Annotated in this window: 14 protein-coding genes; 11 read left to right on the top strand and 3 right to left on the bottom strand. The window is 69.2% G+C overall.

What is annotated here, in order from left to right:
* Entirely contained in the window at positions 1–432 is a 432-nt protein-coding gene (locus tag A5728_RS04210) for a DUF4870 domain-containing protein (protein ID WP_064845857.1), read from the bottom strand.
* A gap of 213 nt (positions 433–645) precedes the next feature.
* Positions 646–1,524: a DUF3097 domain-containing protein gene (locus tag A5728_RS04205; RefSeq protein ID WP_064845856.1), complete on the bottom strand. Its 879-nt coding sequence runs from the start codon at positions 1,522–1,524 to the stop codon at positions 646–648.
* 163 nt (positions 1,525–1,687) lie between these two features.
* On the opposite strand from A5728_RS04205, the gene hrcA reads away from it, so the two are divergent.
* The 3 genes from hrcA (at position 1,688) to A5728_RS04190 (ending at position 4,673) form a co-directional block, all read left to right on the top strand.
* Positions 1,688–2,710, top strand: coding sequence for a heat-inducible transcriptional repressor HrcA (hrcA, locus tag A5728_RS04200; RefSeq protein WP_064845855.1), 1,023 nt, complete (start codon positions 1,688–1,690; stop codon positions 2,708–2,710).
* 62 nt (positions 2,711–2,772) lie between these two features.
* Entirely contained in the window at positions 2,773–3,915 is a 1,143-nt protein-coding gene (gene dnaJ, locus A5728_RS04195; RefSeq protein WP_064845854.1) for a molecular chaperone DnaJ, read from the top strand.
* Positions 3,912–4,673 carry a 16S rRNA (uracil(1498)-N(3))-methyltransferase gene (locus A5728_RS04190; RefSeq protein ID WP_064845853.1) on the top strand — a complete coding sequence of 254 codons (762 nt, stop codon included), beginning with the start codon at positions 3,912–3,914 and terminating at the stop codon, positions 4,671–4,673. Before dnaJ ends, A5728_RS04190 begins: the two co-directional genes overlap by 4 nt.
* Positions 4,674–4,695: 22 nt before the next feature.
* Here A5728_RS04190 and A5728_RS04185 read toward each other — a convergent pair whose 3' ends face one another.
* Entirely contained in the window at positions 4,696–5,652 is a 957-nt protein-coding gene (locus A5728_RS04185; protein WP_082943227.1) for a GerMN domain-containing protein, read from the bottom strand.
* Positions 5,653–5,796: 144 nt separating this feature from the next.
* Here A5728_RS04185 and A5728_RS04180 point away from each other — a divergent pair, with 144 nt between their 5' ends.
* The 8 genes from A5728_RS04180 to A5728_RS04145 all read left to right on the top strand — a co-directional run bounded on the left by A5728_RS04180 (position 5,797) and on the right by A5728_RS04145 (position 15,120).
* Positions 5,797–6,882, top strand: coding sequence for a PhoH family protein (locus tag A5728_RS04180; RefSeq protein ID WP_064845851.1), 1,086 nt, complete (start codon positions 5,797–5,799; stop codon positions 6,880–6,882).
* Positions 6,883–6,929: 47 nt separating this feature from the next.
* Positions 6,930–7,385 carry an rRNA maturation RNase YbeY gene (ybeY, locus tag A5728_RS04175; RefSeq protein WP_231885507.1) on the top strand — a complete coding sequence of 152 codons (456 nt, stop codon included), beginning with the start codon at positions 6,930–6,932 and terminating at the stop codon, positions 7,383–7,385.
* A gap of 52 nt (positions 7,386–7,437) precedes the next feature.
* Positions 7,438–8,487: a GTPase Era gene (locus tag A5728_RS04170; protein ID WP_064845849.1), complete on the top strand. Its 1,050-nt coding sequence runs from the start codon at positions 7,438–7,440 to the stop codon at positions 8,485–8,487.
* Between the two features lie 95 nt (positions 8,488–8,582).
* Positions 8,583–10,193: an LCP family protein gene (locus A5728_RS04165; protein WP_064845848.1), complete on the top strand. Its 1,611-nt coding sequence runs from the start codon at positions 8,583–8,585 to the stop codon at positions 10,191–10,193.
* Positions 10,194–10,364: 171 nt separating this feature from the next.
* The gene (gene leuA, locus A5728_RS04160) at positions 10,365–12,119 is read left to right on the top strand and encodes a 2-isopropylmalate synthase (RefSeq protein ID WP_064845847.1); all 1,755 of its coding nucleotides are present in this window, start codon (positions 10,365–10,367) and stop codon (positions 12,117–12,119) included.
* 91 nt (positions 12,120–12,210) lie between these two features.
* Positions 12,211–12,969: a DNA repair protein RecO gene (gene recO, locus A5728_RS04155; protein ID WP_064845846.1), complete on the top strand. Its 759-nt coding sequence runs from the start codon at positions 12,211–12,213 to the stop codon at positions 12,967–12,969.
* A gap of 79 nt (positions 12,970–13,048) precedes the next feature.
* On the top strand, positions 13,049–13,840 hold the full coding sequence (locus tag A5728_RS04150; RefSeq protein ID WP_064845845.1) for an isoprenyl transferase: 792 nt from the start codon (positions 13,049–13,051) through the stop codon (positions 13,838–13,840).
* A gap of 185 nt (positions 13,841–14,025) precedes the next feature.
* Complete coding sequence (locus tag A5728_RS04145; RefSeq protein ID WP_064845844.1) at positions 14,026–15,120, top strand: quinone-dependent dihydroorotate dehydrogenase; 1,095 nt, start codon at positions 14,026–14,028, stop codon at positions 15,118–15,120.
* The last annotated feature ends 62 nt before the right edge of the window (positions 15,121–15,182 follow it).

Below are 15,182 nucleotides of genomic sequence, written 5' to 3'. Positions count from 1 at the left end.
TCAGGAGTTGCGGGCCGCGAACTTGTCGTAGAGGTGGGTGTTGAACCGGTACTGGTGCGGTTCGCCGCGGTTGACCGTCACGCCCGCGCGCACGGAGGTGATGGCCAGGAACAGCCAGGTCACGGCGGCGATGACCGAGAAGAGCCATCCGATGAACGGGATGAGTGAGAGCACGATGCCCGCGAGGATCACCAGGGTGGGCAGCATGGTGTAGTTGGCGGCTTCCCGGGATTCCTGAGCGGTGAAGGGACCGCGGTCCTTGAACACCCGGTGGATCATGTAGCTGGGCAGTACGCCCACCACGCCACCCAGGTGGGCGAGGGTGGCCCACTGCCGGTCCTGGGACACGTCCAGGGGTTGCGCCACGGGGGCCACGGACTCGAACGGAGTCTCGGCGGAGCGAGTGGAGGGGGAGGGAGCAGCGTCAGTCACGAGCGGGTGTGCCTTTCACGGGCGGTAGCCATCCGGGTCGGTGGACGCCGGTGCTCCCATCCTACGGTCGTTCCCGCGTGGCTCGCGCCGGACGACGGCACCAGGCGTCACCGACGCTGAGGGTTACCGCTAACGCGGGTCACCGAAGCCGTAGACCACCGGCTGTGAGCGCCGTCGACGTCGTGGGTCACCGCAGGTCAGGCGCAGCCCGGGTCAGGAATCGGCGGCGTCCGGGGCGGTGAGGAAGTCGATGAGCTCCTCCACGCGGCCCAGCAGGGCCGGTTCGAGGTCTGCGTACGTGTTCACTCGTGCAAGGATCGCCTGCCACGCCCGCCCCACGTCCTGGGGTGTGCGGTGCGGTAGGCCCAGCGCGCGTGCCATCCCGGTCTTCCAATCCACCCCGCGCGGGATCACGGGCCACTCCCGGATCCCCAGGGCGCTGGGCTTCACGGCCTGCCAGATGTCCACGTAGGGGTGTCCGAGGATGAGCACATTGTCCCGGGCACCCGGGACCGCGAGCGCCTCCTGGGCGATCCTGGACTCCTTGGAGCCCGCGACCAGGTGGTCCACTAGGATCCCGAGCCGGCGCTGCGGGCCGGGGTGGAACTCGGCGATGGCTGAGGGGAGGTCGTCGATCCCGTGCAGGGGTTCCACCACGGTGCCCTCGACCGCGAGGTCGTGGCCCCACACCTTGGCCACGAGCTCGGCGTCGTGGTACCCCTCGACCCACACACGCGACTCCTTGGCCACGGACGCGCGCAAGTTCTCGACCTCGACCGACCCCGAACGCGTGATCCGGGGCTTGGCCGGGGCGCTGCGGGTCTCGGGCGGGCCCAGCCGCACGGGTTCGCCGTCCAGGAGGAAGCCCGGGCCCAGGGGGAAGGACTTCACGCGCCCGTGCCGGTCCTCCAGACCCACCACGCGCATCCCGCCGATGGTCTCCACGCCCACGACGGCCCCCACCCACCCGGTCTCCACGTCCTCGAGCACCATGTCCCGGGCCACGGGGACGTCCCGGGAGACGGGACCGGTGCGGGCGACGTCGGGACTGCCTAGGTCCTGGGGACCCCAGGACCAGCCGGATGCGTTCACGGGCGACTCCTCCACGTCGTGCCGCGGCGCGAGCGCGCCGCCGGGCAGGCGAATCAGCCGCGAGCGTATCAAAATCGGCCCCTGACCCACGGGCCCTTGACTGCCAGGATTAGCACTGTGAACTCTTGAGTGCCAGAATTGCCAGCAACGGGAGGTGAGACACATGGAGCATCCGCGCCGAGCGCAGATCCTGCGCGCCATCGTGGAGGACTACGTCCATTCGCGTGAACCCGTGGGGTCCAAGGCGCTCGTGGAACGCCACCGTTTACCCGTCTCCTCCGCCACGGTGCGCAACGACATGGCCGCCCTCGAGGAGGACGGGCTGATCGTGGCACCGCACACGAGCTCGGGTCGGATCCCCACGGACCGAGGTTATCGCGAGTTCGTCAATCAGATCGCAGCCCTGGAGCCCCTCACCTCCGCCCAGCGCCGCGCGATCCAGGTGTTCATGGACGGCGCCCAGGACCTGGACGACATCATGGAGCGCACCGTGCGCCTGCTCGCCCAGCTCACCCACCAGGTGGCCGTGATCCAGTATCCCGTGCGCACCGGGATCACCGTGCGCCACGTGGAACTCGTGGACGTGGGGGACGCCCGCGTGCTCGTGATCCTGATCCCCACCACCGGACGCGTGGCCCAACGCACCGTGGAACTGCCCGTCACCCTGACCGAGGCCCAGCTGCTGGAGCTGCGCGCCCACGTGCTCGCACGCCTGCTCGGCACGCCCGTGGAAGACGTCCCCGACGCCGCCGTGACCCTGCCCCCGGTCCTGCCCGAGGAACTGCGCGACGCCGGGACCGCGGTGACCGGGGCGCTCGCGGTGCTCGCAGCGGTGTCGGACGAACACCGCTTGGTGATGGCCGGGACCGCGAACCTCGCGCGCTTCAGCGGGGACTTCCCGCAGAGCATCTCCCCGGTGCTCGAGGCGCTTGAGGAACAAGTGGCCATGCTGCGATTGTTGTCCGAGATGCAGCAGGACGAACGCGGGGTCGCGGTGCGCATCGGCTCCGACCACAGCGACGACCCCCTGGCGGAGGCGTCCGTGGTGGCCACGGGTTACGGTCCGCACGCCGCGTCCAAGGTGGGAGTCGTGGGGCCCACACGCATGGACTACCCCACGACCATGGCCTCCGTGCGCGCGGTGGCCCGCTACCTGTCCAAGAACCTGGGGGCTGAGCGCACGTGAGCGCCGCCCGCCCCGCTCGACCGTAGAACCGTAGAACCGACGAAAGAAGAAACGACGACATCGTGAGCGATCACTACGAAACCCTCGGCGTGAGCCGGGACGCCAGCGCCGAAGAGATCAAGCGCGCCTACCGCAAGAAGGCCCGCAAACTCCACCCGGACGTGAACCCCTCACCCGAGGCCGCCGAGGAGTTCAAGCGCGTCTCCCACGCCAATGACGTCCTCTCCGACCCGGACAAGCGTCGTGTCTACGACGCCACAGGCAACGAGAACGGCACGGACACCGGCTTCGGCGGGGGCTTCCCCGGCACGGGCTTCGGCTTCTCCGACATCTTCGAGACGTTCTTCCAGGGCGCGGGAGCCGGTGGCCAGCGCGGCCCCCAGTCCCGCACCCGCCAGGGCCAGGACGCCCTGATCAACGTGCGGATCTCCCTCAAGGACGCCGTGTTCGGCATGGAGAAGGACATCACGGTGGACACCGCCGTCGTGTGCCCCACGTGCCAGGGCACGTGCTGCCAGCCCGGCACGAGCCCCGTGACGTGTACCATGTGCCGCGGCTCCGGCCACATGCAGTACCAGCGCCAGTCCATCCTGGGCATGGTCACCACCCAGGCCCCGTGCTCCCAGTGCAACGGCTTCGGCACCGTCATCGAGAGCCCGTGCCACGAGTGCTACGGCGAGGGCCGCGTGCGCGACCGCCGCCCCCTGACCGTGAAGATCCCCGCCGGCATCCAGTCCGGCAACCGCATCCGCCTGAGCGGCCAGGGTGAGGCCGGCACCGCCGGCGGACCCAACGGCGACCTCTTCGTGGAACTCAAGGTGGATCCGGACCCCACCTTCCTCCGCGAGGGCGACGATCTCCACGCCCGCCTGCGTATCCCTATGACCGCCGCCGCGCTCGGCACCACCGTGAGCCTCGAGACGTTCGACGGCGCTCGCACGGTGGACGTCGATCCCGGCACCCAGTCCGGTGCGACCGTCACGCTCGACGACTTGGGCGTCACCCACCTGCGGGGCAAGGGCCGCGGGGACCTCAAGGTGCACTTCGAGGTGGAGACCCCCAAGGACCTCTCCTCCGAACAGCGCGAACTGCTCGAGCGACTCGCCGAGCTGCGCGGTGAGGAAGCAGCGGACGGTACGACCGTGAACACCAACCACTCCGGTGGGTTCTTCTCCCGGTTGCGGGACCGGTTCAACGACCTGTGACCAACCCCGTCTTCCACGTCCCCGCCGAGGACCTCTCCCGGGCGCACCCGGGGGAGGTCCTGGACGTCGCGGGTCCCGAGGCCAAGCACGCGGTGACCGTGCGGCGCCTGCGCGCGGGGGAGGCCCTGGACCTCGTGGACGGGCACGGCACCCGTGCGGTGTGCACGTTCGACTCCGGGGCCAAGGACCGGATGAGCGTGACCGTCCAGGAGATCCACCACGACGCCGCGCAGCAGCCGGAGTTCACGCTGGTGCAGGCACTTGCCAAGGGGGACCGGGACCTGCAGGCCGTGGAGGCCGCCACGGAACTCGGGGTCTCCCGGGTGATCCCGTGGCAGGCGGAACGCAGCATCGTGCGCGTCCACGCGGACCGCGCGGCCAAACTCATGGCCAAGTGGGACTCCACCCTGGCCGCGGCGGCCAAGCAGTCCCGGCGCGCCCGCTGGCCCGAACGCGGTGACTGGGTGGACACCGCGGGTCTGGCCCGGCTGATCGCTGCGGAACCCCAGATGCTGTGGCTCGTGCTGCATGAATCGGCGAGCCCACGCTGGTCCACCCCGGACGTGACCCGGTGGGGCGATCGGCCCCGGATCGCGGTGATCGTGGGCCCGGAAGGAGGGATCGGTGACGGAGAGCTCGAGGCGTTGTGCGCCGCCGGTGCTCAGCCGATGCGCCTGGGGACCACTGTCATGCGATCGTCCACCGCGGGACCCGCGGCACTGGCCGCGCTGCACGCGGTGCTCGGGCTCTGGGACTGACCCGGGACCCAACGGGGAGGGCTCAGTCCCCGGCGCGCACCGTGATCGTGTGATCGTCGGACACGGTGGTGCCGGAATCGTCCGTGCCGCTCACGCGCACGGTGTACGTCCCGGGGTCGAGCGTGACACTCGTGCGTAGTTCCGTGCCCGTGGTCGGATCTGAGCCGGGGGAAGCGGGTGCGATGTTCCCACTGTGCACGACGCGGTCGTCCTCGAGCACCTCCCAGCGGGCGTCACGCACCGAGGGCAGCACGCGGGCGAAGACCGTCACGAGGCTCTTGGGTTCCGCCCCGGTCTGGGGGTCCACGAGCCACACGGGCGCGGCCAGTGCGGAGTCACGCGTGAGCGGGGCATTAAGTTCCACGGCTCCGAAGGCCTTGTACCCGCTCTGCCCGTTCACGAGGACCCGCACCTCCTTGGCCGTGGACGAGTCCAACAGCCCGGCGGTCACGGCCGCCGCGGAGACCGTGTACACCATTTGCTGCAGTGCAACCCGCGCGTCCTGCGGGGAGAGTTGGGAGGCGAACGCGGCGGCGGGCAGGTCCACGGTGATGGTTCCGTCCGGGGACACGGAGGTGCCCACGGTGTCCACGGCGGACCACAGGGACCGGTAGTCCGGGTCCGCGGGGGTGGCCGAGGTGACCATGAGCGCCGCCTGGGCCACGGGGTCGGTCGTGTCCTGGGAGGTCGGGGTGCGGAACTCGCGGAACAGGTAGCGCGATTGGTCCCCGGTGCCCACCCAGTACACGGGGGCCTGTTCGGTGGCCACGCCTTCCATCGCGGTGTCCGTGTTCATGGGCGCGGAGGCGATCCCGGGGGCGGCTTCGGAGTTGTGGTCCGGTCGGTCGGCGGCGGTCCCGCACGAGGCCACGACCGCGGCGAGCGACACGGCGAGCGCCCCCGTCGCGGCGCGCCGAAGTCCGCCGGGCGCGGTGGCGCGACGACGCTGCGGCTCGGTCGTTCCTGCGGGATTTTTCACGGCTACACAACTTACCCACCGGGAGCCACGGGCGCTAACGTCGCACGTGGATCCGGGCGGACCGTTATTGGATTGCAACCTGCGGCGCGCGAGCCCGTCGGTCCCGGCGGGTCCGGGTCCGCGCGCACCGGTAGGCTGGACCCGATGAGCGAACCAACCGAAGGGACCGAGGCACTGAGCACTCCGCCCACCGAACGAACCCGCGTCACCGTGCACGTACCGGATCGGGAGACCGCCGTCCGGACCTTGGGCCACGGGGACGCGACCTTGCGTCTGCTCGAGCAGCAGTTCCCGGCCGTGCGGATGACCGTGCGGGACCTGGACGTGGCCCTCGAGGGGCCCGTGATCGACACCCGCCTGGCCGCCTCCCTGCTCGAGGAACTTCTCGCGATGGCGCTGCGCGGCACCGAGATCACCGAACGCACGGTGCTGCGAGTGGCCCGCATGATGCGTGACGCCCAGGACCTGCGCCCGTCGAGCGCGCTGTCCACGAGCATCCTCTCCACCCGCGGCAAGACCATCCGGCCCAAGACCGTGAACCAGAAGACCTACGTGGACGCGATCGACGAGCACACCGTGGTCTTCGGGATCGGGCCCGCCGGTACCGGCAAGACGTACCTGGCCATGGCCAAGGCCGTGCGCGCCCTGCAGGCCAAGGAGGTCAACCGGATCATTCTCACGCGTCCCGCGGTGGAGGCCGGCGAGCGACTGGGCTTCCTCCCGGGTTCGCTCAACGACAAGATCGACCCCTACCTGCGTCCCCTCTACGACGCCCTGCACGACATGATGGACCCCGAGTCCATTCCGCGGCTCATGGAGGCCGGGACCATCGAGGTCGCCCCGCTGGCCTACATGCGCGGGCGCACCCTCAACGACGCCTTCGTGATCCTCGACGAGGCCCAGAACACCACCCCGGAACAAATGAAGATGTTCCTCACCCGTCTAGGCTTCGGCTCACGGATCGTGGTCACCGGTGACGTGACCCAGGTGGACCTGCCCGGGACCACCAAGTCCGGACTGCGCCAAGTCCAACACGTGCTCGGGAAGATCGACGACATCGCGTTCTGCGAACTGACCTCCGCGGACGTGGTGCGCCACGAACTCGTGGGCGAGATCGTGGCCGCCTACGACCGGTTCGACACCACCAACCGCCACCGCGTGGAACGAGCCCGCCGCAAGGACGAACGCCGAGCGGCGTCGTCCGAGCGCACCGGGGGAGACACCCCGTGAGCGTGGCCTTCGACCTGCCCTGGGACACCCCCGCCGAACAGGCCGAGCTGCCCACTGCCTACCGCGCCGTGGACACCGACCAGCTCGAGGCCCTCGTGGACCTCGCCTTCACCCGCTGGCACCTGCACCCCGACACCGAGGTCAGCATCGCCGTGGTGGACGAGACTCGCATGGCCGAACTGCACGAACAGTGGCTGGACCTGCCCGGAGCCACCGACGTCATGTCCTTCCCCATGGACGAACTGCGCGAGGGCACCCCCGACGACCCTAGCCTGGGCGTCCTCGGGGACGTCGTACTGTGCCCACCCGTGGCCGAACGCCAGGCCGCGGCCGCCGGCCACAGCACCCAGGACGAACTGTGCCTGCTCACCACCCACTCCCTGCTGCACCTGCTGGGCCACGACCACGCCCACGAGGACGAACGCGCCCGCATGTTCACCGCCCAGCGCTCGCTGCTCGAGGAGTTCCTGGGCCGGGACGCGCCCGTGGAGACCATGACGTGAGGCGCCGCACCGCCTCCGACCCCCGCACCGACTGAACGACCGAGGACCCGCGATGACCCAGCCCACTGAACAGCCCGCTGACTTCCGCGCCGGTTTCGCCGTGTTCGTGGGCCGGCCCAACGTGGGCAAGTCCACGCTGACCAATGCGCTCGTGGGGCGCAAGGTCGCGATCACGTCCAACCGTCCGCAGACCACGCGGCACACCATCCGCGGGATCGTGCACCGCACCGACGGTCAGTTGATCCTCGTGGACACCCCCGGCCTGCACCGTCCGCGCACGCTGCTCGGTCAGCGGCTCAACGACGTCGTGGCCCAGACCCTGGGTGAGGTGGACGTGATCGGGTTCTGCGTGCCCGCGGACCAGAAGGTGGGCCCGGGGGACCGGTACATCGCCCAGCAGGTCGTCGCCGCCGTCGGGCGCACCCCCGTGGTCGCGATCGTGACCAAGGCGGACCTCGTCCCCCAGCAGCGCCTCGCCGAACAGCTCGTGGCCGTGAGCGAGCTCGGGCGCGAGGTCGTCACCGAGGAGCGCGCCCAGCGCGACGCACGACGACGACGTCGCGACGCGGCGCCGTCCGCCAAGGGCACCGGCGGTCGCCCGGCCGCGCAGCGCACCGAGGACACGCCGGCCGGATGGGCCCACGTGATCCCCGTGAGCGCGGCGGACGGCTTCCAGATGGACGAGATCGCCGAGCTGCTCGTGTCGCTGATGCCCGTCTCCCCGCCCCTGTACCCGGAAGGGGACCTCACCGACGAGCCGGAGGTCACCATGATGGGCGAACTCATCCGCGAGGCTGCGCTCGAGGGCGTGCGGGACGAACTGCCCCACTCGCTCGCCGTGGTCGTGGACGAGGTCTCCGAACGTGAAGGCCGCTCACCGGACAACCCCATGCTGGACGTCCACGCGAGCCTGTACGTGGAACGGGACTCCCAGAAGGCCATCGTGATCGGCAAGCGCGGTGCGCGACTGCGCGAGATCGGGACGCGCGCCCGAGCCCAGATCGAGTCTCTACTGGGCACCCGGATCTACCTGGACCTGCACGTCAAGGTCGCCAAGGAATGGCAACGGGACCCCCGACAGCTGTCCAAGCTCGGGTTCTGACCGGACACACACCACACGCCAACCCGGTGCCGTAGCCTGACCCACCAGTCAGGGCCGCACGCCCCCCCGATCCGAGACCCCAGGAGACGTCACCGGTGGATCCCAGCTCAGCACCACGCCGGAGCCGCCGGAGTTCGCGTACGAGCGCGCCGTGGAGCACGCACCCCGCCCGCCGCACGAATCGCGACGGCGAGGCGTACGACCTGCGCCAGACCGGACGCCATCACCGCGCCCATGTCCACCGCCCCTCGGTACGCAGGATCGCCGTGATCCTGGCCGTGTTCGGGCTGCTGGCCGTGCTCGGCATCGGCGGGATCGCCGCGCTGCGCCTGACCGGCAACCTCACCTCGAGCCCCCTGAACCTCTCCGACGGTGCCGAGAACGTGGACGACGGCCCCCTGGACATCCTCATTATGGGCTCGGACACCCGCCACGGTCAGGGCAACAGCGAATACGGCAGCGAGGACGACGCCGAGGGCCGCACCGACGTCATGATGCTCATGCACGTGACCGAGAACCGCGACGCCGTCACCGTGGTCTCCTTTCCCCGGGACCTCTTGGTCAGGATCCCGCAGTGCACGGACCCCACGAGCGGCACCGTGTACCCGGCCACAACCGGGATGCTCAACAGTGCGGTGGAACACGGCGGCCCTGGGTGCACCGTGGCCGCGATCAACCGACTCACCGGCGTGAACATCGACCACTTCATGCTCGCCGACTTCAACGCCGTCAAGGAACTCTCCAGCGCCGTGGGCGGCGTGCAGGTGTGCGTCAACGAACCCGTGGATGACCCCAAGTCCGGGCTGCGTCTGCCCGCCGGGATCTCCTCCGTGGAGGGCGAACAGGCACTCGCGTTCCTGCGTTCCCGCGCGGCGTTCGGCAACGGTGGGGACGAGGCCCGCATCCGCTCGCAGCAGTCGTTCCTGGCGTCCCTCACGCGCAAGATCCAGGCGGACGGGACGCTCACCAACCTCCCGCAGCTCTACCACATCGCCGAGGTGATGACCCAAAACCTACACGTGGACCAGGGGTTGACCTCCATCCCCACCCTCGTGGGCATGGCCGGTGCGCTCAACGGCATCGATCCCGGCCGGATCGCGTTCGTGACCGCGCCGTCCGAGCCCTACCCGCAGGACCCCAACCGGTTGCAGCTGGACGAGAAGCCCGCCGAGCGGCTCTTCGAGACCCTGCGTCGGGACGTCTCCGTCACGGAGGCCCGCGACGCGCCGTCGGCGTCCCCCGGGCCCTCCCACGCGGTGGGGGAGACCGCCACCCCCGCGCCGAGTGCCGCGCACCCCACGGAGCCGGCGGCATCGCCCACCGCGATCGGCCCCGCCGTGGACCCGTCGCTCGTGCCGATCACGGTGAGCAACCGCACGGACGCCGGGGGCCGGGACCACCAGCTCGTGAGCGTGCTCGAACGCGCCGGCTACGACCAGGCGCGCACCGCGTCCTCCGGCACGCAGCTCGCGGCCACGCAGATGTTCTACAACCCCAACTGGGCGCTGGCCGCGGACGACGTCGCCGCTGTCCTGAACGTCTCACCGAGCCAACTCGTGGCGAGCTACGACGTGCCCGGGATCGAGGTCGCGGTGGGCCAGGACTTCCGTAGCGGTGACACGATGGACCGCAACGCCGCCCTGCCCGACGACCTGCAGGGCCAGACCGCGGAGCAGTTCACGTGCCAGGAGACCGCGGTGGGGTAACGATCCGGTGTGCCGGCGACCTAGTGGTACGTTGGATCACATGCGGCAAGGGATGACGCTACTCCTGCTTACGTGCCGCAGCGGGGCCTGAACCGATCCTCACGACCGACCACCCGCTGCGGAGTTCCGTGGTGCCGGCCCACAAGCTTCTGATCGAAAGGCCCCCTTCCCATGAAGAATTTGCAGCGTCCCTCCGGAATGCCCGTCCACAAGTACACCCCGTACCACCAGAACTTCCCGTTCGACATGTCCGACCGCACGTGGCCGGACAAGGTGGCCACCACGGCCCCGCGCTGGTGCGCCGTGGACCTGCGGGACGGCAACCAGGCGTTGATCGACCCCATGGACTCCGAGCGCAAACTGAAGATGTTCCAGTTGCTGGTGAAGATGGGCTACAAGGAGATCGAGGTGGGCTTCCCGTCCGCCTCGCAGACCGATTTCGACTTCGTGCGCACCCTGGTCGAGGACGACCTGATCCCGGAGGACGTCTCCATCCAGGTGCTCACGCAGTCCCGCGAGCACCTGATCGAGCGCACGTACGAGGCGATCGAGGGCGCACCGCACGCGATCGTGCACCTGTACAACTCCACGTCCACCTTGCAGCGACGCGTGGTCTTCGACCGCGACATGGACGGCATCGTGGACATCGCCCTGACCGGTGCCAGGTTGTGCCGCAAGTACGAGGAACAGCTCAAGCACACCGACGTCACGTACGAGTACTCCCCGGAGTCCTACACGGGCACCGAGCTCGAGTTCGCCGCGCGGATCTGCAACGAGGTCGCCGAGACCTTCGAGGTGGGCGACGGTCGCAAGATGATCATCAACCTGCCCGCGACCGTGGAGATGGCCACTCCCAACATCTACGCGGACTCGATCGAGTGGATGGGCCGGCACCTGTACCACCGCGACGACATCATCCTGTCGCTGCACCCCCACAACGACCGCGGGACCGGTGTGGCCGCCGCCGAGCTGGGCTACCTGGCCGGGGCGGACCGGATCGAGGGGTGCCTGTTCGGCAATGGCGAGCGCACCGGCAACGTGGACCTGGTGACCCTGGGGTTGAACCTGTTGACCCAGGGCGTTGACCCGCAGATCGACTTCTCGGACATCGAGGAGATCCGCCGCACGGTGGAGTACTGCAACCAGTTGCCCGTGCCCGAGCGCAGCCCGTACGGCGGTGACCTGGTCTTCACCGCGTTCTCCGGTTCGCACCAGGACGCGATCAAGAAGGGCTTCGAGGCCATGCAGCGGGACTCGCAGGAGCGGGGCGTGGACATCGATGACATGGAATGGGCCGTCCCGTACCTGCCGGTCGACCCCAAGGACGTGGGCCGCAGCTACGAGGCCGTGATCCGCGTGAACTCCCAGTCCGGCAAGGGTGGCGTGGCCTATCTGCTCAAGAGCGAGTACGGCATCGACCTGCCCCGCCGGGCCCAGATCGAGTTCTCCGGGGTCGTGCAGAAGTACACCGAAACCTCGGGCTCGGAGGTCACCGCGCAGCAATTGTGGAAGATCTTCACCGACGAGTACCTGCCCACCAAGGACGGCGGCGGCGAGCTGTGGGGTCACTACCGCATCACGTCCATCTCCACCCATGCCGAGGACGAGGGCAACACGGTCCTGGAGATCGGCCTGGACGTGGGCGGCGAGCACCACGAGCGCACCGCGCACGGCACCGGGCCCATCGACGCGCTGATTCAGCTGTTCAACGCGGAGGGCGTGGACGTGCGCCTGCTGGACTACACCGAGCACACGCTGTCCGCGTCCGCGAACGCGCAGGCCGCGAGCTACGTGGAGCTCGCCGTGGGTGACCGCGTGCTGTGGGGTGCGGGGATGGACAACAACACCACGCGAGCGTCCCTGAAGGCCGTGATCTCCGCGGTCAACCGCGCCGTGCGTGACGCGCAGTTGGCCCAGCAGGACTGAGCGCGCTCCTTCCCTTCTCCGACGACTCCGCTGCGCGCACCCGGGTGCGCCGCAGAGGAGTCGTGTCCGGGGTAGGTGACACAATGACCCGATGGCCCGTTCAACCTTCGCATCGCGCAGCTATCGGGACGACGCCGTGGTGCTGCGCACCTACGACCTCGGTGAAGCGGACCGGATCGTGATCCTGCTGACGGCCGAGAACGGCCAGGTCCGGGCGGTGGCCAAGGGGGTGCGGCGCACCAAGTCGCGGTTCGGTGCGCGCCTGGAACCCTTCCACGTGGCCCAGGTGCAGCTCGTGCACGGACGGAACCTGGACATCGTGTCGCAGGCCATTGGCAAACGGGCATACGGGCAGAGCATCGTGGCCGACTACGAAAAATACACCGCCGCGGCGGCCATGGTCGAGACCGCGGAGAAACTCACCGCGGACGACTACGACACCGCGGTCCAGCACTACCAGTTGCTCGTGGGAGCGCTGTCCGCCCTCGCGCGTGGTCTGCACGAGCCGGGGCGCATCCTGGACTCTTACCTGCTACGCGCCGTGGCCCTGGCTGGTTGGACGCCCAGTTTCGTGGACTGCGCACGGTGCGGGGCTCCCGGGCCCCATCGCTCGTTCTCCGCGGCCCTCGGCGGTGCGGTGTGTCCTCAGTGCCGTCCGCCGGGATCCGCCGCGCCCAGTGCGGCCACGTTCGTGCTGCTGGACGGGCTGCTGCGCGGGGACTGGTCCACGATCGACGCCGCCGACACCAAGACCGCGCGCGCAGCTGCCGGGTTCGTGGCGGCGTACATCCAATGGCACATGGAGCGCACGGTGCGTTCCCTGGCCCTCGTGGATCGCGGGGACGGCTGAGGCGGGGAGTGCCCGCTACTCGGTGGGAAGTTCTAGGGTGGGGGAGGACCACCCCGTCGCTTCTCGAAAGGATCCCCGCATGAGCCGCTTCGCCCCGCCGCCGCCCCATCCCAGCGGTGCCACGGTGCCCGCCCTGGATCGCGATGCCATTCCCCGACATCTGGCCCTCGTGATGGACGGCAACGGCCGCTGGGCCAACGACCGCGGACTGCCGCGTACCGAGGGGCATCGGGAGGGTGAGCGAGCCCTCATGGAGGTCGTCGCGGGAGCCATCGACCTGGGGATCCCGTACGTGTCCGCGTACGCGTTCTCCACGGAGAACTGGAAACGGTCCCCAGCCGAGGTCGCGTTCCTCATGAACTTCACGGGGGACGTGATGTCCCGCCAGCTGCCCACGTTCAAGGAATGGGGGATCAAGGTGCGGTGGGCAGGGCGGCGCCCCCGCCTGTGGAAGTCCGTGATCAACCGACTGGAGACCGCGGAGCGCGAGACCCAGGACAACGATGTCATCACGCTGACCATGTGCGTGAACTATGGCGGTCGCGCGGAGATCGCCGACGCCGCGGTCGCGATGGCTCGGGACGTCCAGGAGGGGCGGCTCATGCCCGGGTCGATTACCGAGGACATGGTCCAGCGGTACTTGGATGAGCCCCAGTTACCGGACGTGGACCTGTTCCTGCGGTCCTCGGGAGAACAGCGGCTGTCCAATTTCATGCTGTGGCAGTCCGCATACGCGGAAATGATGTTCCTGGATATCCTGTGGCCGGACATGGACCGCCGTGTGCTGTGGCGTGCGGTAGAGGATTACGCTCACCGCAACCGACGATACGGGGGAGCGATGGATCAGATGGCCCCGGCCACGGGGGAGTAACCACCGAATTGGGTCCTCAGTATCTAGAGTTTCACCTGAATATTGACACTTATAATTCGAGTTGAGATTGAGACTGTATCTGACTGAACTCGCCTTCCCGTCGTACTAGCGCCCACGTGGCGTACCCGCCGGTGATGCGCCCGAGGTGGTCCGGGAGCGGGCATCCCGTGTGAAAAACTGGCCCCATGCGCGTGTACCCCGCTTTCTTCAATCTCGTTTTCTCCTGGATGGACCCGGAACTCGCCCACACCGTGGGGTTCGCGGGGATCAAGTTGGCCCGCCGTGTGGGCCTGGGGCGGGTGCTGCACCGCCTCACCCGCCCGGATCCGGGCAACGAGGTCCATGTCATGGGGCTCACGTTCCCGTCCCCATTCGGTCTGGCCGCGGGTTTCGACAAGGGCGCTACCGGTACTCACGCGTTGACGGACCTCGGCTTCGGCCACGTGGAGATCGGCACGGTCACGGGCCAGGGTCAGCCGGGCAATCCCCGTCCGCGGCTGTTCCGCCTGGTCGAGGATCGCGCCGTGATCAATCGTATGGGCTTCAACAACGACGGCGCGGAGGCCGTGGCCCCGCGAGTGGCCTCGGCACTGCAGAGCCTCGCCCAGGACGCCGCCCGTACGCATCGTGCGCGCCCCGTGGTGGGCGTCAACATCGGCAAGACCAAGGCCGTGGGTCTCGAGGACGCCACGGACGACTACGTGCGCAGCACCCGCGTGCTCGCCCCGTATGCGGACTACCTCGTGGTCAACGTTTCCTCCCCGAACACCCCCGGACTACGTCAACTCCAGGAGCTCGACGCGCTGCGACCGCTGTTGCGAGCCGTGCGGGAGGAAGCGGACCGGGTCACGTCGTGGCACGTGCCGCTGCTCGTCAAGATCGCCCCGGACCTCGCGGACCAGGACGTCCTTGCGGTCGCGGACCTGGCCCGGGACCTGGGGCTGGACGGCATCGTCGCGACAAACACCACGATCGCTCGCGACGGGCTCGGCCTGCGCAGCGACGCACAGGACGTGATCGCGTGTGGAGCCGGCGGACTCTCGGGGGCGCCCCTGCGGCGTCGTTCCCTCGAGGTGCTCAAGCTGTTGCGAGGTCACGTGGGGGAGGACCTCGTGCTCATCTCCGTGGGAGGGGCCACGAGCGCCCGGGACGTGATCGAGCGACTGGACGCCGGTGCTTCCCTGGTGCAGGGCTACACCGCGTTCCTGTACGAGGGGCCGTTCTGGGCGGCGCGGATCAACCGCGGCCTGCGCCGGGCCGCACGGCGCACCTCGCACTGAGGACCCACGGAAGTGATGGAACGAGGGGCCGGCCCACCATGGTGGGCCGTCTCTTATACACA

It is taken from the genome of Kocuria sp. ICS0012, from assembly GCF_001665945.1.
Taxonomy (GTDB): domain Bacteria; phylum Actinomycetota; class Actinomycetes; order Actinomycetales; family Micrococcaceae; genus Kocuria; species Kocuria marina.
The sequence above is the reverse complement of the archived record's forward strand: the minus strand, read 5'-3'. Positions and strand labels throughout refer to the sequence as shown.

Coding starts and splice junctions, on each gene's coding strand:
- A5728_RS04150 (WP_064845845.1), top strand. CDS start 13,049: ATGAGCCGCTTCGCCCCGCCGCCGCCCCATCCCAGCGGTGCCACGGTG.
- A5728_RS04145 (WP_064845844.1), top strand. CDS start 14,026: ATGCGCGTGTACCCCGCTTTCTTCAATCTCGTTTTCTCCTGGATGGAC.
- hrcA (WP_064845855.1), top strand. CDS start 1,688: ATGGAGCATCCGCGCCGAGCGCAGATCCTGCGCGCCATCGTGGAGGAC.
- recO (WP_064845846.1), top strand. CDS start 12,211: ATGGCCCGTTCAACCTTCGCATCGCGCAGCTATCGGGACGACGCCGTG.
- leuA (WP_064845847.1), top strand. CDS start 10,365: ATGAAGAATTTGCAGCGTCCCTCCGGAATGCCCGTCCACAAGTACACC.
- A5728_RS04180 (WP_064845851.1), top strand. CDS start 5,797: ATGAGCGAACCAACCGAAGGGACCGAGGCACTGAGCACTCCGCCCACC.
- A5728_RS04170 (WP_064845849.1), top strand. CDS start 7,438: ATGACCCAGCCCACTGAACAGCCCGCTGACTTCCGCGCCGGTTTCGCC.